This window comes from Streptomyces sp. NPDC003032 (assembly GCF_053591415.1).
In genome coordinates, this window is the sequence record NZ_JBSFTT010000003.1 from 124,908 (window position 1) to 144,730 (window position 19,823).

Genomic DNA, 19,823 nt, shown 5'->3' on the forward strand with positions numbered 1-19,823 from the left:
GGACTGGGCGGCGGGCTCGGCCTGTGACAGTGACCGGCCTGGCTCGTCCGGTTCAGCCGCCGGACTGGGCGGCGGGCTCGGCCTGTGACAGTGACCGGCCTGGCTCGTCCGGTTCAGCCGCCGGACTGGGCGGCGGGCTCGGCCTGTGACAGTGACTGACCAGGCTGACTTGGCCGGCCTGGTTCAGCCGCTGGAGCGGGCGGCGGGCTCGGCTTCGCCGGTGAGGCCGGTGCTGCTGCCGTCACCGGCTGGGCGGCCGCTCGGCAGAGGACTGCGTTCGAGCCCCACCCCGCACTCATGGGCATCGGCACGACCGACCTGACGCCCCTCACTCCCCCCACGCCCCTCAGCCCCGTCACATCCCTGTCGCCCCATCAGCTGCCGCACAACCCCGACAAGTTCACTCGGCTCGAAGGGCTTGGCAAGGAAGGCGTCGACGCCGACTTCAAGGCCACTCTCGACCTCGTACTGCGTACAAGCGCTGACGACGACGATGGGCAGCTCCCGAGTCCGCGCGTCGGCACGCAGCCGGGCGGCGGTCCGCAGACCGTCGAGACGGGGCATCACGACATCGAGGGTGACCACGTCGGGTCGAACCTGGTGCACGACATCCAGACACTCGGCACCATCAGCCGCGGTCACCACCTCGAAGCCCTCCAGCTCGAGGTTGACCCTGATCAGTTGCCGAATGACCTTGTTGTCGTCCACAACAAGCACGCGGCCGGGCATGCCTGACACAACTCGAGAGTAGGTCCGCGCCCACCGCCGCGTCCCGGTTTTCCCCACTTCCGCCCCACGCAGACCGAGCCGCCGCCGCTCCCGGGCCACCGGGGGGCGCCCGTCCCCTCCACGGCGGGGTCGGCAGCACGGAAATACCTGTTCATGGGGAGGCCAGGAGAGCTGGTAGGGTTCTACCCGTCGCCGCACCACCAGCGACGATACGCCCCCGTAGCTCAGGGGATAGAGCAACGGCCTCCGGAGCCGTGTGCGCAGGTTCGAATCCTGCCGGGGGCACCTTGTAGGAGGCGCCCAAAGACCCCGTCACCAGCGGAAACGCTGAGGGTGGGGTCTTCGCGTATCTACGGACGTGTGCAGCCGTATGCCGCCCTGAGCGGCCCTATGTCAGAGTCTGTGGACTATTCGTGGACATGATCTTGAGGCGTTTCCCCAGGTCAGTCCCCACAAACGACGAAGGCCCCCGGACAGGTCCAGGGGCCCAGCGTAGCGACGCGCGCGGTCGATCAGTCAGTCGTACTCGCTCAGGAGATCCTCGATGCGGCGGTTAGCCACCTCCAGACGACCATCGAGGCACTTCGCGTAGCGACCGAGCAGGACCTCAACGCTGTTGCCCGCGCGCTCGGCCACCTCCGTCGGATCGACGCCGGCGTTGAGCCACGTCGACAGTGCGGAGTGCCGCAGGTCGTACGGACGACGAGCCAGCGGCGAGGCGGCCACGGCCGGCGGGAGGGCAAGCAGCCGTGCTTCCTGCCAGGCCCGCCAGTAGGTCGAGGAGGCCACCACTCCCCCACGCTCGCTGTAGAACAGGCGCCCGTCCACAGCCGTGCCGAAGGTGTCGAGATGCTCGCGGAGCACGGCCACGAGCTGCGGCGGGATGGGTACCCGGCGGACGGCCTCCACAGCACGGTTCTTGAGCCCGCGGTCATCGTGGGTCTCGCCGGAATCGGTCCACTGCCGGCCAACGCTCGGGCGTGTGCGGTGCAGGAGAGCGGAGCCCCAGCCATCCCCGGGCAGGACGAGATCGGATTCGGCGAGGCCGACAGCTTCCGCGGGACGAAGGCCGGCGAAGTACATGCAGGCGAAGAGTCCGACCAGGCGTCGCCCGCGCGCACGCCGGAACCCTCCGACGTAGGACACGGCATGGAGCAGAGCGCGCGCCTGTTGCGGATTGGCCACCACGCGCGGATCTACCTCACTGGATACTTTGGGCTTCTGCCAGCGCACGGCGGCCAAGGGGTTTTCCCGGAACTCACCCAAGTCCACGGCGTAGTGGAGGGCGTTGACGAACGTGCGCCTTTTCCGACGTACTGTCTCCGCGGCAGCGGCCTTGCCATCGAGGAGGATCTTGAACGAATCAAGAACCTCACGGACGGTCACTGGATCTGCGAGGCAGTCCAGGGGACGGGATGCTTTGGCGACCCAGTGCAGCGCATTGGCGACATCAATAGGAACTTCCCGATCTCGGGGACCGGGCAGGACGAACGCCCAATTACGCAGAGCCCTTCTCAGCAGGTCGTCAGCGGGGCGCCCCGGGCGGTCATCCAGCATGGCCAAAGTCACGGACGTCAGAGCCTCATTCATGCCATCGCGCGTGTTGGGGGCAGTATGCGGCCACTTCATCGCCAAGTACCGCAAGGCAAAGGCGTACCAGGTCAACACGGCTTGCTTGGTGGTCATCGACCCAGGCAGACCGGTCTCACCGTCGAACTCCTCACCTTCTCGGGCAGCACGCAGGAGCTTGGACCGGTAATGATCAGCCAACGCCTTCGTACGGAACGACTCCGAGAAGACATTGCCAGCGACAGACCAACGCACGTCGTATGAGGGCCGTTTCGAGGCTCGCTTGCGAACACCCCAGATCTTCACGTCGAGGGATTTCACGCGGCCTCTTCCAGCTGACGCAGCCATGCATCGTAGTCGCTCCGCCAGACCCGGAGTTCACCGTTTGGCAGCTTGAAGGCAGTCGGTGCCTGCCCAAGCTCCCGCCACCGGTAGAAGGTGCGCCGGGAGACGTCCCGCAGCTCGGTCAGGATCTCTGCCACGGTCATTAATTCGTCTTTCACTGGTGCTCTCCTTCCACGGCGTGTTGATCCTGTAGCGCTTCGCGTGCGGTCTCGCGGTTCAGCTGGAGATCTCGCGCGATGGAGGCGGCGAGCGCGGATTCACCGGGGGTGTGGCCGTGGCCGGCGTACTGCCAGGAGGCGAGGACGAGCGTGGTGTCGGGTTCGTGTCCGTCGAGGCCGAGGGCTTCGCGTTCCTGGGCAGCGCGGAAGTCGGCGCGGATCTGTCGCAGTGTGCCGAGCGTGGTGGAGTAGCGACGGGATTTGGTGGAGAAGTGTCCGCGGAAGCCAAGCATGTGGGCCCATCGCACCAGGGCACGTTCGGGGTAGTGCGCCTGAAGGTCGACGCAGGCGGTCATAAGACGCCGGGCGTGTGCGGAGATCTTTAGGCGGGCGAGGTCTTGGGCCAAGCCGGTGCCCTGGCATCCCGCGCAGCGGCTGAGGATTGATCCGGGGCGGGCGTACACGGAGGAGTGCCCGGTTCCTTGGCACTTGCGGCAGTGGATCGGGGCGTCTACGGCGCCGGTGTTCTCGGCTGCTTTGATGGCGTACTTGGCGACGTAGGAGGCCACGGCCTGTTCGGTGAGTTCGGAGCGGTCGCCGAACGCCTTGATCGGCCGTATGTCGAGCTGTTGTCCCCAGCGCAGTTGCCAGCCGTTCAGGCGAGCCGTGTCCGGGGCAGGCGGGACGGGCACGGTGACGTAGGGGTGGGCGGCGGCTGCGCGGATGGCGTGGGTGAGGAGTTCCGTGCTGGCCCAGGCCGGGGGCGGGGTGTCGGGTCCGTCGGGTCCGTCGATGCGGATCACGGAGTGGAAGTGGACGGCTCCGCGTTTCTGGAATTCGGCGACCTTGCCGTAGGAGAGCCGGGCGGTTTCCTTGAACGCTTTCTGTGTGATGCCGACGCGGGCGGCGATCTCGCGGCGCAGCCGGTTGACGAAGCGGTGCCATAGGTCGCCGGCGTGGTTGTTGAAGAGCACCGCACCCGCGTAGTCGTACCGGGTCGGGTCGAGCGGGGTGCCAAGTGCCGGGTCGTCGTCACGGTGGGCGGTGCCGCAGCGGCATGCGCCGTGGGCAGGTTGGTTGTGCACAGGCCCGAACGAGGGGGCGGTGAGGGTGGCGAAGACGCGGGGCCGATGGCGGATGGTGGCGGGGATTGCGTGCCGGGTATCGCCGACGAGCCCGGCGCGGATGAGGTGGTAGGTGTCGCCGGCGTAGGTCCGGGCACAGGCCGGGCAGCGGGAGGCACGGCGGTTGCCGCACGCGATGCGGAGCCGGCCGCCGGGCTCGTTCTCGGTCGAGTAGTGCCGCAGGGTCTCGCCGGTGGCGCGGTCCTTGGTGAGGGACCAGCCGGTGAGGTGGATCGGGTCGGAGCAGCCACCGGTGCGGCGGATCTGGTCTTGCCAGCGGTCGAAGCGGTCGGAGCCGGCCACCTTCAGCATGTCGGCGAGAGTGGCCGTGTCGAGGTCCGTCAGGGTCATCGCTGCCCCTCTTGGATGTGTGCGCGACCGTGGAAGTAGGTGAAGTCCTGCACCAGGGACCAGACGTATTCGTCCCCCTGAGCGCAGGCAGCGTCCTTGCAGCCGCCGCAGACATAGGAGGCGGTGGCGGGCACGCGCGGCGAACGCTTGACGACGTACAGACCGGGGCTCTCCGGGGTGGGGATCAGATCAGCCGTGGCGCTCATGCCGCACCCCCGATGGTGATCAGGGCTGCGGTGATGAGGAGTGCGCCACCGATGCGGACGCAGTCGACTGCCCGCGTCAATGCCGTGAACTTGGCGACCGCGGTACGCGAGAGGGCAGCGATGTACTGCGTGCTGCGGTAGTCGGCCAGTTCGGTTTCGATCTCGTCGGCGGTGAGCGTCGCCCAGAGCGGGAAGCCGACACGGTGTGGGCCGCCCAGGTTCGGGCGGACCGAGCCGAGCAGCAGGCAGGCTGCGGCGATCAACAAGACCACGCCGGTTGCACCGACGATGGCGGTGGCGACGTTCAAGGGAACGTCCTTGGCGATGCTCCATCCGCCGGCCAGCACGGCGCCGATGAACGCCAGGAGTAGGCCGGCTTTGGTGTCGGTGCGGGCGATCTCTGCCCGGACGTCGGCCAGAGCGGCTATGTGGCTTTCCGGCGTGCTCATGCGGCCACCGCCCAGTGCGCAGTGTCGAAGCGGCGGGCACGGGTGGTGCCGGTGCCGTGGCAGGTCTTGCAGTGCGCAGTGACCAGGCGACGGTGCCCGTGGCGGTCGAGTCCGCCGAGGGTGACCTTGACGGAGGCGAAGCCGTCGCAGTTCCGGCAGATGCGGGCCGGGGTAGGGGTGGGTTGGGTCATGATGGTGTCTTCCTTCCGGATCGGTTGGTTTGGATGGGAGGCGCGGCACCGGAGCGGGCTGGACTTGGCGGTTGAGGCCGCTCCGGGGCCGGTCAACGGGTGTGTTTGGCTTCGCCGTTCATCAGCGAGCGGATGACGAGGGCGACGATGGCGAGCGCGCCGGCGGTGATGGCGACCGCCAGGAGCATCGAGACGAGCACGGCGCCGACCACGAGCACGGCCACGGTGCCGCCGACCACCACGGTCACCAGAGCGCCGGGAGTGAGCTGCACCGCTGACCGGGATGCGGCAGGCGCCTGCGGTACCGGGGTGTGGGGGGTGCAGGCGCACGGAGCACTGATTTGGTGCTGCGGTGCGACGGTTCCCAGGGTGGTGATGGTCGGGACAATCTCGCCGGTCGGAAGCTCGTTGACCGGCACGTGGGGCTTGAACATGATCTGCACTCCCTTCCTATGCGGTTACTTGATGGCGGGGTCGATGGCGGGGGCGAGCAGGCTGTCGGCGAGGATGTAGCCGCCGATCACCAGGACGATCACGAGCCAGAGCGGTGGGCGGACGAGCTTGACGCCGACCACGGCCAGACAGCCGATGAAGAACCACAGCGGGATGGACACGGCGTGTTCCTTTCGGGTCAGGTGCGGATGCGGCAGCGGTGGCCCTTGGCGGCCATGCACACCGCGGAGTAGGTGTTGAAGTCGGCCGACCAGCCGCACCGGTCGGTGGTGCAGGTAGCGATGTAGCCCTTGTCGCCGTCCCTGCCGAGACCGCGGCCGACCTCTACGGGGCCGTAGGCCATGAGGCGCTGGAACAGAAATCCGTGCGGCATGACGTGTCCTTCCTTCCTGATCAGGTGAGTTGAGCGGCGATCGCATCCGCCATCGGCGCAGGGACTCCGAGGCGAGCGCGCAGGGTGTCGAGATCGATCGGAGTGCCGGTGCGGGCCTGGTGGTCGTCCGCGAGTCGACGAGCATGTGTCACCAGTGCCGCCGGAGCCTCCACAGCGGGCACGGGAGCCGTCTCAGGCACAGCCGCGGCGGGTTCCACAGCGGGGAGGGGTTCGGGCTCCGGGGCAGGCTCGGGGTCCCGCGTCGCGGTGACGGAAGTCGGTTCCGGTGCCGGCTCGTCGGATGCCAGGTCCGGGGCATGGCTGTGGGCGAGGAGGGTGCCGCCGAGGAAGGCGAGCGCGGGCCAGCCGGCCACCCCGAAGCGCAGCCAGCCCGGAGGGTGGGCCAGGTCGAGGAAGCCAGCGGTGGCGACGTTGGCGCCGAGCGAGGCGATCAGGGCGATCAAGAACCAGCACCAGGCCAGCCGGGACGGTCCGTCACTGCGGAGCCGGCGCCATGCGGCCACGAGCAGCAGGTCGACGGAGATGGGATAGGCCCAGGCCTTCCAACCGGTCTGTCCGGCCGCGGCAGCGAGGTCGTGCAGGTGGGCGAAGGACAGCGCACCGGCGATCACGGCTTGGACCAAGACGGCATCCGGTCGGATCGGACTGTTCATGTCGCTTCACCTCCTTCTAGGGGAATTGGGCCGGGACGGGGCGGGGATCTAGTCCGGCCGCCCGGTCCCGGCGGTGATCAGTCGGTGGGTGCTTCGCCAGACCCCAGGCAGCCCAGGCACATGCCGTTCTGTTCACCGACGACACGGCGCTTGCGGCCGACGCGAACCGGGCGGGCAACTTCCCCGGTGCCCTTGCAGGTCGGGCATTCCTTCGCCGCCGGCTTGGCAGGAGCGCGCTTCTTCGCGGCCACGCTCACCACCCCTCACCGGGGTACTCAGGCGCGTCGGTGGGGTCGTAGCCGGGCGGCAGGAATCCGGGCTGAGGTGCGGGCAGGGAAGCGGCCAGACACGGGCCCACCGTGTCGACGAAGTCCTGGTCAGCGCCGAAGCCGTCGCTGTACAGGGCCAGATCGCCGAGCATCACGATCGTGCGGGCGATGTCCTCGCAACGCGGGCACATGCCGGTCACCATCCCCATTCCGAGTCGGTGTCCTGCGGCTCGTCATCGCGGTAGTCGTCCATGACGTCCGGCGAGTTGTTCCACGCGGAGATCAGGGCGGACTCCAACGGGTCGACCTGTCCGGGTTCCGGGGAGCGCTCCGGGAACGGGATCGTCATCACGATCACTCCATTTCAGGCATGGTCGGGTAAGGACCTGGCGCGAAGCGGTCACGCCGACCGTGGAGCAGAGGGGTGGTTCAGGCGGCTGTGGCCACCGCGGGCGCCTCGACGGGCGCGAGATCAACCATGGGACGGAAGCGGGCCAGTTCCGGGATGTCTGGGGTGAGGCCGGCGTGCTTGTTGCAGGCGCTCACGGCCTCGCGCATCGAGGTGTGCGGGGTGCGGATGTGGGTCCATTCACCGTTGGAGTGGCCGATCACGGCCATACCGGGGCGATCATTGGAGATCTGTGTGGCGGCGAACACCGCGTGCGGGGAGACATCCCCGAAGGCCATCTTGGCCGACGATTCGTCGTTGACCCGGTGGGCCATCCGGCCGGTGAGCTGGGCGCGCAACATGGTGATGCCGTCACCCAGTTCGGAGCCGAAGCGCTGGCCGTAGATGTCCAGGAAGATCCCCGCGGCACGGCCAAGCTGAGCCAGCCGCACGAGGGCGACGATGATGCGCTCACGTCGCTTTTTCTCCGCCGACGTGGTGAACAGAGCCAGTTCCGCGATCTCATCGATGGTGACCACCACCGGTACCGGCCGCAGCTTTTCGGGCAGGCCCCAGATGTTGGCGGTGATCTCCCCATCTGGGGTGTCGGCACTGACGCGCTGCTCGCGCCGGATCACCTGGTAGATCGCGTCCATGCGGGAGACGAGGGCTTCCAGGAGGTCGGCCGCATCGTCCGGGTTGTCGGCCAGTGCGGTGAAGCGGCGGGCGAGCGGGGCGATCTCGACGCCTTGCTTACAATCGATGCCGACCAGCGCGACGTGCTGTGGGGCGAGTTCCTTGATGACCTTGCGTTGGGTGACGGACTTTCCCGAGCCGACCGCGCCCAGGGTGACGGAGTGTGGCACCTGTTTGTAGTCGCGGTAGTGCACCGAGCCGTCTTCACACAACGCCACCGGCACCCGCAGATCACGACGCTCGGTCTTGGCCGGCATCTGTACCAGCTTGAGCACGTCATAGCCGGTCGTGGCGACTTCCATCACGCCGGGCTTGATCTCGCGTGAGGTGACCTGGTGGACGCCGAAGGCGTGCCGCAGCCGGTCGACCGCGGCCGAGTAGTCGAAGGCGTCCTGCCCCGGCAGCATCCGAATCCGCAACCGCAGACCGGTCCGCGTCGGCTTCATCCACAACAGGTGCGGGACCCGTTGGCGGGGCGTCTGCCAGTTGAACATGCGAGCCAGAGCCAGCCGCCACCGTGAGGCCGGCTCGGTCAGGTCGCAGGCATCCATTACGGACGCGTACCGGAGACGGACCTTGACCGCGGCGAAGACGATGCCGAAGGTCATCCAGTACCAGGCGGGGCGGCGCCACCGAAGCAGCAGCGCCAGCCCGACAACAACCGCCAGGGCGATCGTTAACCACACCATGATCAGGCCGCCTTCACGGGCTTCGCAGCGCCGACCGTCTGCGCGGTGACCGCGACCGCACGGAAGCTGATGCCGTGCCGCTTCTGGCCGTTGAACTCGTTCTCCCACGGCCGCGCCACCAGGCCAGTCAACGCGACGGGCGTACCCATCGCCAGCTCACCGGAGATAGCCGACTCGCCCACAGTGACCTTTACGACCTCCGCGTTGCCGCTCACCACGAACAGCACGTCCAAGGTCACCAGAAGCTCACCGGTCTGCCGGTCGGCCGCACGCTCCTGCGTCTTCTGATTCGCGTACTTCGGCTGAGGAGGCTGAGCGACCATCAGGGTCGCGCCGACAGTGTCCACAGGGATCTGCTGCATTATGGAACTCCCTTGATTGAGGGGCGGGAGCGGCGGACTGCTTGGCGGTAGGGCGCCGCTCCTGCGTTGTGTAGCGGAGCTTGAGACAGCTCCACAGGACTCTCGCGTTCCCAACTGGTGCGCACCAACAGGTTGCATCTGGTGCGCACCAGTTGTCAACGGCTCTCGCTACTCGGCTTCTGAACTCGCCTTCTAGCGACACCTCAAGAGAAGCGCGATCCTCAACTTGGCGGTAGCCAACAGGGGTTAACACAGATCCTGTTAACCCCTGCCGACCTGCACCGATGTGCGGCATGCTTTCTGTTAACAGGTGACGACGCCAAGTAGAGGGCGGTACAGGTGTCCAACCGGCTACGCAAGATCCGAAACGAACGAGGCTGGTCGCAAGATCGCTTGATCCGAGAGATCGAGCGATTCGCGCATCAGCACGTTCTCGATGTGGCATCAACGGCAAGCCTGCGCGTCTACGTGTCCGAGTGGGAGAACGGGAAGCGCCAGGTCAGCGAGCGGTACGCCCACATCTTGCGCCCGCTATTCGGGGTCACAGATGCAGAGCTCTTCGACCACCACGACATACACGCTCCTGCTGTCGAGACCGGCGGATATGCCGAGTTGATGAGCCGGATCGACTCTGCCCGAAGCGTCAGCACCTCGATGGTGTCGACGTTCATGGATCAAACCGAGCTACTGCGCACCCTTGATCGTCAGATGGGGGCCGCGAGCCTCATTGACCAGATGACGGGCCACCTAACGGCACTCGAAGATGCCCTGACCTTTGCCGTGTTGCCCGACGCTCGCCGGCCTGTCGCACGTGCACTTGCCGGGGCCGCAACCCTGGCAGCTTGGCAAGCACTCAGCGCCGGCTCTATCGAACGGGCCTGGCGAAACTACGAGTTGGGTAGGAGAGCCGCACAAGAAGCTGAAGAACCGATGTACTTAGCCCACGCCACGGCAGAGCAGGCGTACGTACTGAGCGATGGCGGCCGCCCTGAGATGGCGGTGCAACTAGTGCGAGAAGCCCAGCGGTTAGGCGGGGAGCAGGCCTCACCGCGCCTCCGAGCATGGCTGTTCGCTGCCGAAGCCGAGCTCTGCGCCAAGGCCGACATGCCGGATGACTGCAAACGAGCTCTGGACAGAGCCATCCTCTCCCTTCCACCTGGGAACGAAGACCGAGATCCAGACATGCTCAGCATCTTCCTAAACAGCAGTCATCTTGCCCGTTGGCGAGGCAACGCCCTCGCCATGATCGGGGACGAAGACGCTCTCGACAGCCTCTACACCGGACTCAGGACAACTGATCCGACATTCGTACGCGCGACTTCCGGTCTACGTTGCGATCTTGCTCAAGCGCACCTCGCCCGCGGAGAGTTCAGCCAAGCACGGGAGCACCTACAGCACGCTCGCTTGCTGGCCAACCGCACGGGATCAGTCCGACACCGCCGCCGGATTGAACAACTCACGCTGAAGTTGTAGACGCTCAGCCGGCGCGGGTAGCCAGGACGTGCAGTAGAGCGACCAGCGTCCCCGAGCCCATCAGCTCATCCCGAGCCATCAGCGCGGGGACGTCCGAGAGTGGCACCCAGGCAACGTGTCCCGCTTCCTCGATATCCGTGGGGTCACCGACATGCGTGGCGCCGTGTCCGACGTAGATCCCATGCGGTGAGTCGACCATGCCCACCATGGGCTGATAGGTGACCACGTGCTCCAAGGACTTCGGACGCCAGCCGGTCTCTTCCTCGAACTCTCGCGCTGCGGTCGCGTGCGGCTCCTCGCCATCATCCACAATGCCGCCAGGAAGCTCCCAGCCCCATTTGTCCGGCACGAACCGATAGCGCCAGAGCATGAGTACGCGGTCCTGATCATCGATCACAGCAGTGATCGCAACATGGTTCAGCCGTACTACGTGATGCTCAAAGCGCTCAACGCCGGGCGGCTCGACGTCTACGAGATCCAGCTTCACCCAACGGTTGTCATAGATCCGGCGCTTGCCATGGATCTGCCAGGATTCGAGGTCTTCTGGTCGTTCGACGCTCACGGCGTGATCAGGAACCCTGTAGGAGCTACGGACGTGCGACTCGATGACGCCCTCCGCGACTAGCTTCGCGAGTACGACGCGAAGTTGGGTCCGGCCGATCTCCAGTTCCTTCTCAAGAGTGCGCTCAGAGGGAAGCTTCGCACCGGGCTCGTACTTCCCCGACGCGACCCACTCACGAATCGTGCGGTAAGCCCGCGCCGACTTCGGCCCCATGCAGGCAGCAACTCCTTAAATCCTCTGTCCGAGTGTCAACCCGCACCAGGGTAGCCGCCCGATCTGACAGCGCACAGCTCTGATCGCAGCGGGCTCGGTCCCTCCTGCACCAGCCCTCAGGCCGACAGCCAAGCGAGTCGATGTCGTGCGACGGAATGCACCGTCTCCACCTGCCCGGGATCTAGCACTCCGCTGAGCGGTCCGAGGGCAGACACCTCCCGTTCGCGATACACACGCACGGTGAGTTGAGTCGCTGCCTTGGCAAGATCTGTCACTCCGACGAACACGATGACGGGCTCAACCCGAACAGGAAAACCTACGTAGCGCTCCAGCACCTTCTGGGCACGAAGAGCCTCCGCCTTGCTCTTACGCGCGTACGGCTGGGGACTGCCATGGTTAACGCGCGCCATCTCGTCACCGATCCACACGGCCTTGCCATGGTGGTGCTTGGTGTTGATGCTGAACACCCCGCCGGGGCCGATCATCAGGTGGTCTATGTCCACATCACGGGGCAGCGGCACCGAATGCAGTACACGCCAACCGTTTCGAGAGAGCCTCTGCAACTCGCCCCCGACTCGACGCTCACCGGCGAGCCCCTTACGCCACGAATCCCACTCAGTCTCACGCCGCAGCAGCCAGTCCAGGGCACGCTTTCCGAGGGTGGGGCCCTTCTCGTCGAGCAGCTCCCTCAGCGCAGCGCCAGGGGGTTGGTCGCAAGGTCATTTGCTGGTGTCAGCTCGGGCAGCCTCGGCATCTCTGCCCGCCCCACTTGTATACGTCGCGGTGGTGGCACTTTCACCGGCGGTACCTCGGCACGCACAAGTCGAGGCCGCAGCATCTTCAGTGCCTCGCGGCGATGGGGCTCAAGCAGGATCGTGACCTTGCCCGTACGCCGATCGGCCCATGCCACGGCAGTACCGTCCGGAAGGTTCACATAGAGCCGATCGTGCCCATGCCTCTTCCAATGAACGATCTTGAGATCACTCATGCCTGCCCCCACGCCAGTAGCTTTCCCACTGACATGGCAGCAGCGGACCACCCTCGCGGCAAGACCGCCGAACGTCGCGGACAGAGTTTCCCTACTTAATCAAGGCTCGCTGCGCTCGCGGCCGCCAGAGTCAGCCGCGAGCTTCAACCACCCCTTGCCCAGGGCTTTCGTACCCCGTGATGCGGGAGGAGCCCTCCGGGTACCGCCACCGCGATCCGGCCTAGGGGAGGGAAGAAGAACCAAGCAAGATCCGTAGGGCCGAGGAAGCGCACGCCGATGAACACCCCCATCAAGACCACCAGGCCCGAGCCGTCCCCGAAAGGGGATCAATCCAAGGAAGCGAGGGCCCCCGACAAGGGGGCAGGGCGCCGGCCGACCGCCGCCCCGCCGCTTCCATGTCTACGCCACCAGCTGCGCGCCGTCGCCCGTCCGTCGCCCACCCCAGGGGCCAGAGACCCAGCACCGGGCCATAGGGGCACAGGGGATTGCCGCACAGCAGGCCACATAGAGCTTTGTGTTACCGAAGAGGCCGGATCGCGGTGGCGGTACCCGGCGGGCAAAACCGCTACCTGGGTCGTGGCCCCGTGGCTGGGACGGTCGGCTCCGCGGCTTTAGACAGCCACTTTGGGGCGAGCCTCGAAGATCATGGCCCCAACGTCGTGCTTTAACGGGCAGGTCCACAGACCGCCCGACTTGCCGGAAGCTTAAGGGGCCATGATCACTCGCCCCAAAGCAGCTCCAGTCCAAAGCCGCTCCACCGACCTTTGTCGATCCCATCCGCTAGTGTGCCGGGCGCTGCTGCGTCCCACCCCCTTGACGAATTCACGGAACGAATGCTCGTCACCAGCGGAGCAACCATGCCGCTCCTGACCACGCCTACCCGCTCGGCACGCTGTTCGGGTTGAGCTATCGTCCAAACCCATGCGCGGGTCCTTAGGATTGCGCTACTGTCGACGTCTACGTAATTCGTGACGAGGTACGGGAGTCGGGGATGGCCGAGGCGGTTTCGAACAACGAGCTGATTCCAATCGAGAGCCAAACAAAGACCATACAGAATTGTTTCCAACAGTGCCTATACGAGGTTCCTAATTTCCAGCGGCCTTACAGCTGGTCGCAAGAGCAGCTCATCGATTTTTGGGACGACGTCATCTTGGCGAAGGGGGATTTCTTCTTCGGTTCCACGGTGACTTGGGTCAGCGAAAAGAGAGATCTATTCAACGACACGTACTCAATCATCGACGGCCAACAGAGGCTCACTACTAGCGCAATCCTTCTATCCGTTGTTCGTGACGCATTTATTGAAGTGACTACTAAATACGACGATGTCGACGATTTTGATCCCAAGGTGGCTGAAAGCCAGGCGGATACCACCCAGAAGTATTTGATGGCCAAGGATGATGACGGGAATAGTCACCCCGTTTTGCAGAGACCTGAGAAGATGTTCTACGAAGTGATCCAGAATCCTAATGCCATTCCCTCAGGTGTAAAGTGGAATGGGAGCGCCGAGAGGATCGGAGAGGCGCGAGCATTCTTTGAGGTGAAGGTTCTCGCCGCCGTCAAGGACTTGCCGCCAGATGGGCAGGTCGAGCGTCTTAAGTCGATTCGGTCAAACGCATTGAAGGCCCGCGTGATCCAGGTTGAGTTGGCGTCAGAGGAAGACGGCTTTCTGGTCTTCGAGACGTTGAATACGCGTGGGGCAGACTTGCGGCTTTCAGACCTCGTTAAGAACCTCCTGATCCGCGGAGGTGCTTCAGACGCTGCCGATCGCCAAGCGGTCGCGGATCGTTGGGACCGACTCGTCGATCGTGTTCAGGAGGGTCGTGTGAGCGCGGATGTTGTCGATAGATTCATTTGGCAGTCGTGGAACTCGCGACGTGAGGCAGTGAAGGAGCCTGAACTGTTCAAGGAGATCAGTCGCATGGTGGGTGCCACCCCGGCTGCACACCTCTCCTATCTACAGGAACTCGAACGTGATGCGGAAACCTATGAGTGGCTAGAGGCTGAGCATGTACAGGTTCAGCGGAAAACCGCTGGTTCACGCAACGCCTTCGCGGTCCCAGAATTTGTTGACAGCGTTCGTGCACTCGCGATCTTCAATGTTTCTGTAGCCAACTCTACAGTCATCGCTGTGGCCCGCAAGTTCCAGGAAACAAAATTGATCAAGCAGGCTCAGGTAATTGAAGTCTTGAGACTTGTTGAATCTTTCCACTTCCAATACACCGCACTCACAAATAGCGGTTCAACTGGTGGCACGCGAGCCCGGTATAACCGTTTCGCCGTTCGGTTGGAGGGTGCTACGTCCGCCGGCGACGTGGCATTGGCCATCGAGGACTTGAAAGATAAACTTCGCGTAAGTCTGCCCGATCGCGCAAGAGCTCACCAAGCGTTCTGCTCTTTGTTCTATGCGCCCTCACTTCAGCTCACTCAGCCCCAGAAACTCCGATCTCGCAAGATTTTCATCGCTTACGTACTGATGTCGTTCGCGAAGTTGAAAGGCTTGCTACCAGCGGGCCAAAACCTTGCGACGTGGTCGATTGAGCACATCAAGCCGCAATCAACGGCTTCGTTGGGCTCTCGCGATCCGGTCTACTCGATCGGTAATCTGACGCTGCTCACCAATCGCCTCAACAGCTCCCTTGGGGACGCCCCGTTGGCGTCCAAGATTGAGGAGTTCAAGAAGGGGAGGGCGTATTTCGATTCAGAACTCGCCACGTGGGAAACAAACACCACGAATTTTCCTTCTGACGTTCAGATTCAAGCGAGGTCGCGTTTCCTGGCGGACGACGCACTGAACCGCGTTTGGAGCCTGTAAACTCAGCACTATCTAAAAGCCAGTCGCAGTTTTGATCCTGCCGGCTGCACACGACTAAGGGCCAGTTTAGGGGCGGATTCTCTCGGGCTGGCCCTTTGCCATCTCACGTGCCCCGCGCCTTAAAAAGGAGCGGGGCACGGCGCCAGCCGAAGCTACTCGAAGATGTTCGGCACGGGGATCTTATTAACGCTGCGCCTCGCGTTCCATACGGAAGCAACCGCCAAGTGCGCAGCTTTGAGCCGCCCCTTCGTGCCATCAGCCCGAGTGTTGTCGTTGGTGGCGATGGTCTGAATCTTGCTCTTAAAGACGAGGGGTCCCCCCTGGCGCCCGAGCCGTAGAGCCAACTCCTTGTGCTTAACCACCTCGGGGTGCTTGGAGATCACTGTCGCAATTCCGCCGATGGTGACGGAGTGCCAGGTGTCAGGGCCTCGACCCCAAGCTTCCTCGGCGATGGCGAGCGATTGATCCAGAACTTCGGGGCCGTGGTCTTCGACAACACTGAGGATTCCCTTGATGCCTCTAACCCCGTTAGCGCTGCGGCTACCAACCTTGAGTTGGTGCTTCTCCAACACGACGTTGGTGTCCACGAAAAGCGGGTGCCCGGCCAACACGCCGATCCTGAACTCGTCGTTCGCACCGACCTTCGAGGACTCCTTGTTCTTGATGATGAACAGGGACGCCTCGTTTGCCATCGACAGGCCAAGGTGGATCTCACAGTGGATGGTCCGGATCGCCTCGCGGACCTGCTCCGAGACCTTGACCTCCCCGGCCAGGATGAGCTGGCAGGCGTACACACGGTGCATGCCGTCGACCGCGTACTGATACCCGTCCTCACGCTGAGAGAGGATTGGTGTCCCAAGCGCCGTGGGCACTAGGTTCTCGCCTATAACCCGAGCGCGCGGCTTGTTGAGGTTGCGCTGAGCGCGAGAATCGAACTTGATAGACGTCGGATCGACCGGGGCGTACTCGATCGGGTGGTCCGGGATGGCATAGCTGTAGTCCTTGCCGGACATCGGCTTCCCCTCACGTGTCAGCACCCCACCGGGGGTGACGGCGACACATGTCAGCTCCCGTATGCGGGAGACGGCGACTTAGTGTCGTTCAGGTTAGCGGGCAAACGGTAGGCGACTGCGAAGAATTGTCGTTTTACCTGCTGGAACGACTACCTACGTTGAGGGGGATCTTCAGTCATGCCCGCTAGCGCTAGGTCGTGAAACCAACTCGTCCTACGCGCGTGCTGGTGTGATCCCTACTAGTGGATCAACTGCCTCACCAACTTGAGCCGTGCCAGACCCGTGCCAGGTTCGCAGCCACCTCTGTCGAATACATGTCGACGACGCCGAACTCTTGCGTTCAGGCCTCCAGGAACACCAGGTCAAAAGTGATGCGGCAGCGATCACACCCAGCGCCTTCTAAGCGCCTGCGGCTGGTGGCCACTGGGCACGGATCAGGCTGATCGCCGAGTGTCAGGTAAGTCGAGAGGTTCATGGTTGTGCCAGAGGAGGTGGCGGTCGCCGCGGCGCAACTCTGCATCTCCCCACTCAAGGCGCATGACCCCGGTGCCCATGGCGCATGCGTAAGCCAGGAGAACCAGGCCGGCGTCTGGATCCAGCTGGCCTAGGTCCCTGTGGAACTCCTGTTCCTGCAACTCCTCAAGTCCGAGATCCAACTCCCCCTGCATCGGCTCAGGACCGTGGCGTCGTATGAGATCAGCGCGGAGGCCGACAGCACGCCGCAGCCGAGCCACCGTCACCGGTACATCCCTCTTGGCGTATCGGATCGGGTAGAGCACGTGCCCGGCGACGACCATCACAGTTCGCGCCTGCAGACGCACGGCCGCGACACCAGGAAGGTCAGCGAGCCCAGCTGCCAGTTCCTCGTATTGCGAAGCATGAAGCCCATGCCCGTACGCTTCCAGGGTCTGTGTTCCTACACCGCGGTGGCCGTCTCGCGCGCGCTCGTGGGCCCTGCCTATGCACTCCGGGATTCGCCTAGCCAGTGGCACGGCCAACTCGCCGAAGACGCTCCGTGACCATGGCGTGCTGGTTTTCTGGTCCCCCATATCGTTCCCCCCTCGTACACGTGACACCGTCAGAGGCAACTGCCATTGCCTGACGGTGACGCACAGTCAGGTTCGCTGCAAGGGCGCACAGCCGGCGCAACTTGGGAGGACCTGCAACCACGTCGAGTTGCGCCATCGAGTTCAATTGATCCCAAGACCTGCTGACACCGCTTCAAGGCTGGTAGGCAGCTCATGCGAGGTTGCTGACGTCTGGACTATCCGTGGACAGAGCGACTGAAACTTGGCCTGATCAAGCTTCTGACCAGCGCGTTATTCGAGAGGAGAAAGGGCCTCCGGAGCCGTGTGCGCAGGTTCGAATCCTGCCGGGGGCACAGAAGCCGGAGCAGCGTGATCGAGTCGCTGACCAGCAACCGTGCCGAGTGCAAAGAGCCGGATCCAGTCTTACTGGGTCCGGCTCTTTGTCGTTCTTATTCACGTGCCCGAGTGAGGGGCGAGTGAGGACCAGGGCGCTGCTTGCCCCTCCCCATCGCCTTCTCGGAAAGCCGGTACTGGACGTCCCGGGCCACCTTGGGATCGGCAAGGGCCGATAGGGACAGCGAAGGGTGCTGAAGCCACGTGCAGGCAGCCGCAAAGTTGGGTTCTCTGTGTGCTTCAGGCGCCGACGTGTTGGCGGCGAACCGCGTACCGGCTCAGAATCGTAAGAGGCCCGCTGGGTCGCCACGGCGGGCTTCGGCAAGCTTGAGATTCATCCGTCGATGCGGCTTCACATCACGCACGGCGTCGACACCTCGCGCACCGTTCCCTGCATCGGCTACTGGGCCTTAACCCGTGGGGTCGTAGCTGCTGGCAGCCTCACACGTGGGGCCCTGCGACCCACGGGCCCCACGTTGCGTGCCGATCCTCAGCCTCAGAGTGTCGTACCGTCCCCCGGCCAGGTCTGCGGCAGCGGATCAACCGCCCTGGAGAGCGTGTGCCGAAAGGCTTCGGCTAGCGCGGTGTCGGCGGTGGAGGCCGCCTCACGTACCAGCTCCGAGCGTTCCCACAGCATCAGTGCCTGCACTGCCGCGTCCCGGATCTGGGGACGCCGGTCGGCCAGCGCCTTGACCAGACCGGCCTCGGCCGGGTGACCGTCCAGCACCGTGGCCGCTCCGGCGTGGTGCAGCCTTCGTACGGATTGGATCGCGTTCAGGCGGACGTCAGGTGACTGGTCGTCCAGGACTTCGGCCAACGGGTCCAGGGCGGCCGGATCGGCCGTGTCGCCCAGGGCCATGGCCGCGGAGACACGGACCGTGGCACTGTCCGCGCCCAGCCGCAGGGTGTACCGCTCGACGGGCGGCGGGCTGAGGCGCTTGAGCCGGGTGTACCCCCACGCCGATCGCGGAAAGGTGTCGGGGTACGCCAGGGCGCCCCAGCTCATGACCTTCCGAACGAGACGGTTCTTCGGGGGGCGGGGCTCCAGCAGGTCGCGGAAGGGCTCCACGTCCCGGTCCGGGTCCAGCTCTGCCGCGACCCGGACCGCCAGCCCGTGGAGGTCGGGTTCATACAGGTCGTCGAGGTGGTCCAGCGCGGACAGGCGCGTGACGAAGCGCATGACAGCGGCGTCCGCTCGGGGGCCGCCGGCCCTGTGGAGGTCCAGCAGAGCTCCGGAGAATTCCTTCTTCCGGTCGCTGAGCAGAATGGCATCGGCCTCTTCAAGGCTGCTTGTCATGTCGGCCTGCCCTCTACTTCTTGACCGCGAAGAACACGCAGCCCGCGGCGGCGAACGCGGCCTTCTGCTGAGCGGTCATGGCTCCGGGGTTCTTGGCTCCGTGCCAGGCGCCCTTGGCACACCTGACGCCGTACTTCTTGCCGTACTTCCAGGCCGTCTTGCCGGCCTTCTTGGCCCAGCCCTTGGTCTTGTCCCACCACTTGGGGTCGGCGACCACCGGATAGGAGGTGGACTCGTCGGGCCGGATCGTCTGGACGAGTTCGTCGCCGTCGAGACGGTAGCTGGTGGCGACCGCATTGCCGTTGGCGTCCTTGGCCCAGGGCGCTTCGAACGCCCCGACGATTTCCCCCTCGCCGTCGGTCGTACCGTCGGCGATGACCAGGCTGCCGTCCTCGGTGATGACGGGGAAGGCGTCCTTGGGAAGCTCAAGGGGGAAGCGGTACTCGGTAGGAGCGGACGCGTCCCGCAGCGTGATCAGGGCGCTTACACTGCCTTCCGTCTCGACCTGCGCGGCGACGTCCATGGCCCCGCCCGTCAGTTGCGGGTAGACCACAGTGCCTTCGGCGGACGTCTGGGCCTTGGCCGTGTTCGAGCCGGGCAGGCCGATCTTAATGTGCGCGCCGGTGGGGTCCGTCACCGTCAGCTTCCCGGCACTGGTGGCGGGCAGGCCCACCTGAGTGCCCGATGCCTCCGCCGTCAGGCTTCCGTCGGCAGCGGACCGGGGAGTCGTGAGCCGCGCGGCCCCCGTGGCCTTGTGCACCAATGCGGCCGTACGCGCGGCGGCTTTGACGCGGGCGGCGGCCTCGCGGGCCCGGGTGGCGGCGTCTCCGGCAGGGTCGCCGACGGCGTGGGCGGGGGCCATGGTCGCGAAGAGCGCCCCGACGGTGAGGGCGGCGATGGACGAGATCGCCGAAGTGCGGACGGAACGGCGCGCTGATATGTGCACAGGGATTTCCTCGTTATGAGCAGTGAGAGACCACAAGGTCCGCTATCCGATGACCAGTTACGTAATTCGACA

At 64.9% G+C, this 19,823-nt stretch carries 23 protein-coding genes, 1 tRNA gene and 1 pseudogene; 4 read left to right on the forward strand and 21 right to left on the reverse strand.

The genetic code is table 11. The features are described 5' to 3' along the window. Positions 1–183 precede the first annotated feature (183 nt). Positions 184–729, reverse strand: coding sequence for a response regulator (locus tag ACWDZ7_RS05155; protein WP_451794952.1), 546 nt, complete (start codon positions 727–729; stop codon positions 184–186). A gap of 213 nt (positions 730–942) precedes the next feature. Here ACWDZ7_RS05155 and ACWDZ7_RS05160 point away from each other — a divergent pair. Continuing rightward, positions 943–1,014 (forward strand) — tRNA-Arg (locus ACWDZ7_RS05160). Positions 1,015–1,245: 231 nt separating this feature from the next. Here ACWDZ7_RS05160 and ACWDZ7_RS05165 read toward each other — a convergent pair. The 15 genes from ACWDZ7_RS05165 to ACWDZ7_RS05235 all read right to left on the reverse strand — a co-directional run bounded on the left by ACWDZ7_RS05165 (position 1,246) and on the right by ACWDZ7_RS05235 (position 9,026). Next, on the reverse strand, positions 1,246–2,619 hold the full coding sequence (locus ACWDZ7_RS05165) for a tyrosine-type recombinase/integrase (RefSeq protein ID WP_451794954.1): 1,374 nt from the start codon (positions 2,617–2,619) through the stop codon (positions 1,246–1,248). Further along, entirely contained in the window at positions 2,616–2,786 is a 171-nt protein-coding gene (locus ACWDZ7_RS05170) for a helix-turn-helix transcriptional regulator (protein ID WP_451794955.1), read from the reverse strand. Before ACWDZ7_RS05170 ends, ACWDZ7_RS05165 begins: the two co-directional genes overlap by 4 nt. Positions 2,787–2,797: 11 nt before the next feature. Beyond that, positions 2,798–4,276: a replication initiator gene (locus tag ACWDZ7_RS05175; RefSeq protein ID WP_451794956.1), complete on the reverse strand. Its 1,479-nt coding sequence runs from the start codon at positions 4,274–4,276 to the stop codon at positions 2,798–2,800. Then, positions 4,273–4,482 (reverse strand): hypothetical protein, encoded by a 210-nt coding sequence (locus ACWDZ7_RS05180; protein WP_451794958.1) that lies wholly within the window; start codon positions 4,480–4,482, stop codon positions 4,273–4,275. Before ACWDZ7_RS05180 ends, ACWDZ7_RS05175 begins: the two co-directional genes overlap by 4 nt. Continuing rightward, positions 4,479–4,931 carry a Pycsar system effector family protein gene (locus tag ACWDZ7_RS05185; protein ID WP_451794960.1) on the reverse strand — a complete coding sequence of 151 codons (453 nt, stop codon included), beginning with the start codon at positions 4,929–4,931 and terminating at the stop codon, positions 4,479–4,481. Before ACWDZ7_RS05185 ends, ACWDZ7_RS05180 begins: the two co-directional genes overlap by 4 nt. After that, a complete protein-coding gene (locus ACWDZ7_RS05190) occupies positions 4,928–5,122 on the reverse strand; it encodes a hypothetical protein (RefSeq protein ID WP_451794961.1) in 195 nt (64 codons plus the stop codon). Before ACWDZ7_RS05190 ends, ACWDZ7_RS05185 begins: the two co-directional genes overlap by 4 nt. A gap of 92 nt (positions 5,123–5,214) precedes the next feature. Beyond that, positions 5,215–5,556: a SpdD-like protein gene (locus ACWDZ7_RS05195; RefSeq protein ID WP_451795363.1), complete on the reverse strand. Its 342-nt coding sequence runs from the start codon at positions 5,554–5,556 to the stop codon at positions 5,215–5,217. 24 nt (positions 5,557–5,580) lie between these two features. Continuing rightward, entirely contained in the window at positions 5,581–5,736 is a 156-nt protein-coding gene (locus ACWDZ7_RS05200) for a hypothetical protein (protein ID WP_451794963.1), read from the reverse strand. Positions 5,737–5,753: 17 nt separating this feature from the next. Beyond that, the gene (locus tag ACWDZ7_RS05205; protein ID WP_451794964.1) at positions 5,754–5,948 is read right to left on the reverse strand and encodes a mobile element transfer protein; all 195 of its coding nucleotides are present in this window, start codon (positions 5,946–5,948) and stop codon (positions 5,754–5,756) included. A gap of 20 nt (positions 5,949–5,968) precedes the next feature. Continuing rightward, entirely contained in the window at positions 5,969–6,622 is a 654-nt protein-coding gene (locus ACWDZ7_RS05210; protein ID WP_451794966.1) for a DUF2637 domain-containing protein, read from the reverse strand. Positions 6,623–6,699: 77 nt separating this feature from the next. Continuing rightward, on the reverse strand, positions 6,700–6,873 hold the full coding sequence (locus ACWDZ7_RS05215) for a hypothetical protein (protein ID WP_451794968.1): 174 nt from the start codon (positions 6,871–6,873) through the stop codon (positions 6,700–6,702). Positions 6,874–6,875: 2 nt separating this feature from the next. Continuing rightward, positions 6,876–7,100 (reverse strand): hypothetical protein, encoded by a 225-nt coding sequence (locus ACWDZ7_RS05220; RefSeq protein ID WP_451794970.1) that lies wholly within the window; start codon positions 7,098–7,100, stop codon positions 6,876–6,878. Beyond that, positions 7,088–7,240: a hypothetical protein gene (locus tag ACWDZ7_RS05225; protein ID WP_451794972.1), complete on the reverse strand. Its 153-nt coding sequence runs from the start codon at positions 7,238–7,240 to the stop codon at positions 7,088–7,090. Before ACWDZ7_RS05225 ends, ACWDZ7_RS05220 begins: the two co-directional genes overlap by 13 nt. 80 nt (positions 7,241–7,320) lie before the next feature. Continuing rightward, on the reverse strand, positions 7,321–8,664 hold the full coding sequence (locus ACWDZ7_RS05230; RefSeq protein ID WP_451794973.1) for an FtsK/SpoIIIE domain-containing protein: 1,344 nt from the start codon (positions 8,662–8,664) through the stop codon (positions 7,321–7,323). A 2-nt stretch (positions 8,665–8,666) separates the two neighbouring features. Further along, positions 8,667–9,026, reverse strand: a complete 360-nt coding sequence (locus ACWDZ7_RS05235; RefSeq protein ID WP_451794974.1) for an SCO3933 family regulatory protein — start codon at positions 9,024–9,026, stop codon at positions 8,667–8,669. A gap of 396 nt (positions 9,027–9,422) precedes the next feature. Here ACWDZ7_RS05235 and ACWDZ7_RS05240 point away from each other — a divergent pair, with 396 nt between their 5' ends. After that, positions 9,423–10,499 carry an XRE family transcriptional regulator gene (locus ACWDZ7_RS05240; protein WP_451795365.1) on the forward strand — a complete coding sequence of 359 codons (1,077 nt, stop codon included), beginning with the start codon at positions 9,423–9,425 and terminating at the stop codon, positions 10,497–10,499. Positions 10,500–10,503: 4 nt separating this feature from the next. Here the strand turns inward: ACWDZ7_RS05240 and ACWDZ7_RS05245 are convergent, their stop codons facing one another. Further along, entirely contained in the window at positions 10,504–11,274 is a 771-nt protein-coding gene (locus ACWDZ7_RS05245) for an NUDIX domain-containing protein (RefSeq protein ID WP_451794975.1), read from the reverse strand. Positions 11,275–11,390: 116 nt separating this feature from the next. Further along, positions 11,391–12,262 (reverse strand): annotated as a pseudogene (locus tag ACWDZ7_RS05250) (nuclease-related domain-containing protein). 991 nt (positions 12,263–13,253) lie between these two features. Here ACWDZ7_RS05250 and ACWDZ7_RS05255 point away from each other — a divergent pair. Beyond that, positions 13,254–15,074, forward strand: a complete 1,821-nt coding sequence (locus ACWDZ7_RS05255) for a DUF262 domain-containing protein (RefSeq protein ID WP_451794977.1) — start codon at positions 13,254–13,256, stop codon at positions 15,072–15,074. Positions 15,075–15,226: 152 nt separating this feature from the next. Here the strand turns inward: ACWDZ7_RS05255 and ACWDZ7_RS05260 are convergent, their stop codons facing one another. Beyond that, complete coding sequence (locus ACWDZ7_RS05260) at positions 15,227–16,087, reverse strand: DUF6551 family protein (RefSeq protein ID WP_451794979.1); 861 nt, start codon at positions 16,085–16,087, stop codon at positions 15,227–15,229. Positions 16,088–16,701: 614 nt separating this feature from the next. Between ACWDZ7_RS05260 and ACWDZ7_RS05265 the strand changes: the two genes are divergently transcribed. Next, a complete protein-coding gene (locus tag ACWDZ7_RS05265; RefSeq protein WP_451794981.1) occupies positions 16,702–17,106 on the forward strand; it encodes a hypothetical protein in 405 nt (134 codons plus the stop codon). Between the two features lie 898 nt (positions 17,107–18,004). On the opposite strand, the gene ACWDZ7_RS05270 is transcribed toward ACWDZ7_RS05265, so the two are convergent. Both ACWDZ7_RS05270 and ACWDZ7_RS05275 read right to left on the reverse strand, forming a co-directional pair. Then, entirely contained in the window at positions 18,005–18,805 is an 801-nt protein-coding gene (locus ACWDZ7_RS05270; protein ID WP_451794983.1) for a HEAT repeat domain-containing protein, read from the reverse strand. 13 nt (positions 18,806–18,818) lie between these two features. Continuing rightward, positions 18,819–19,751: a hypothetical protein gene (locus ACWDZ7_RS05275; protein ID WP_451794985.1), complete on the reverse strand. Its 933-nt coding sequence runs from the start codon at positions 19,749–19,751 to the stop codon at positions 18,819–18,821. Positions 19,752–19,823 lie beyond the last annotated feature (72 nt).

Bases quoted from the DNA above. Each gene is read 5' to 3' on its own strand.
- ACWDZ7_RS05170 (WP_451794955.1), bottom strand. From the start codon at position 2,786: ATGACCGTGGCAGAGATCCTGACCGAGCTGCGGGACGTCTCCCGGCGC.
- ACWDZ7_RS05245 (WP_451794975.1), bottom strand. From the start codon at position 11,274: ATGGGGCCGAAGTCGGCGCGGGCTTACCGCACGATTCGTGAGTGGGTC.
- ACWDZ7_RS05210 (WP_451794966.1), bottom strand. From the start codon at position 6,622: ATGAACAGTCCGATCCGACCGGATGCCGTCTTGGTCCAAGCCGTGATC.
- ACWDZ7_RS05220 (WP_451794970.1), bottom strand. From the start codon at position 7,100: ATGGGGATGGTGACCGGCATGTGCCCGCGTTGCGAGGACATCGCCCGC.
- ACWDZ7_RS05255 (WP_451794977.1), top strand. From the start codon at position 13,254: ATGGCCGAGGCGGTTTCGAACAACGAGCTGATTCCAATCGAGAGCCAA.
- ACWDZ7_RS05155 (WP_451794952.1), bottom strand. From the start codon at position 729: ATGCCCGGCCGCGTGCTTGTTGTGGACGACAACAAGGTCATTCGGCAA.
- ACWDZ7_RS05270 (WP_451794983.1), bottom strand. From the start codon at position 18,805: ATGACAAGCAGCCTTGAAGAGGCCGATGCCATTCTGCTCAGCGACCGG.
- ACWDZ7_RS05185 (WP_451794960.1), bottom strand. From the start codon at position 4,931: ATGAGCACGCCGGAAAGCCACATAGCCGCTCTGGCCGACGTCCGGGCA.
- ACWDZ7_RS05180 (WP_451794958.1), bottom strand. From the start codon at position 4,482: ATGAGCGCCACGGCTGATCTGATCCCCACCCCGGAGAGCCCCGGTCTG.
- ACWDZ7_RS05230 (WP_451794973.1), bottom strand. From the start codon at position 8,664: ATGGTGTGGTTAACGATCGCCCTGGCGGTTGTTGTCGGGCTGGCGCTG.
- ACWDZ7_RS05195 (WP_451795363.1), bottom strand. From the start codon at position 5,556: ATGTTCAAGCCCCACGTGCCGGTCAACGAGCTTCCGACCGGCGAGATT.
- ACWDZ7_RS05175 (WP_451794956.1), bottom strand. From the start codon at position 4,276: ATGACCCTGACGGACCTCGACACGGCCACTCTCGCCGACATGCTGAAG.
- ACWDZ7_RS05225 (WP_451794972.1), bottom strand. From the start codon at position 7,240: ATGACGATCCCGTTCCCGGAGCGCTCCCCGGAACCCGGACAGGTCGAC.
- ACWDZ7_RS05235 (WP_451794974.1), bottom strand. From the start codon at position 9,026: ATGCAGCAGATCCCTGTGGACACTGTCGGCGCGACCCTGATGGTCGCT.
- ACWDZ7_RS05260 (WP_451794979.1), bottom strand. From the start codon at position 16,087: ATGTCCGGCAAGGACTACAGCTATGCCATCCCGGACCACCCGATCGAG.
- ACWDZ7_RS05205 (WP_451794964.1), bottom strand. From the start codon at position 5,948: ATGCCGCACGGATTTCTGTTCCAGCGCCTCATGGCCTACGGCCCCGTA.
- ACWDZ7_RS05190 (WP_451794961.1), bottom strand. From the start codon at position 5,122: ATGACCCAACCCACCCCTACCCCGGCCCGCATCTGCCGGAACTGCGAC.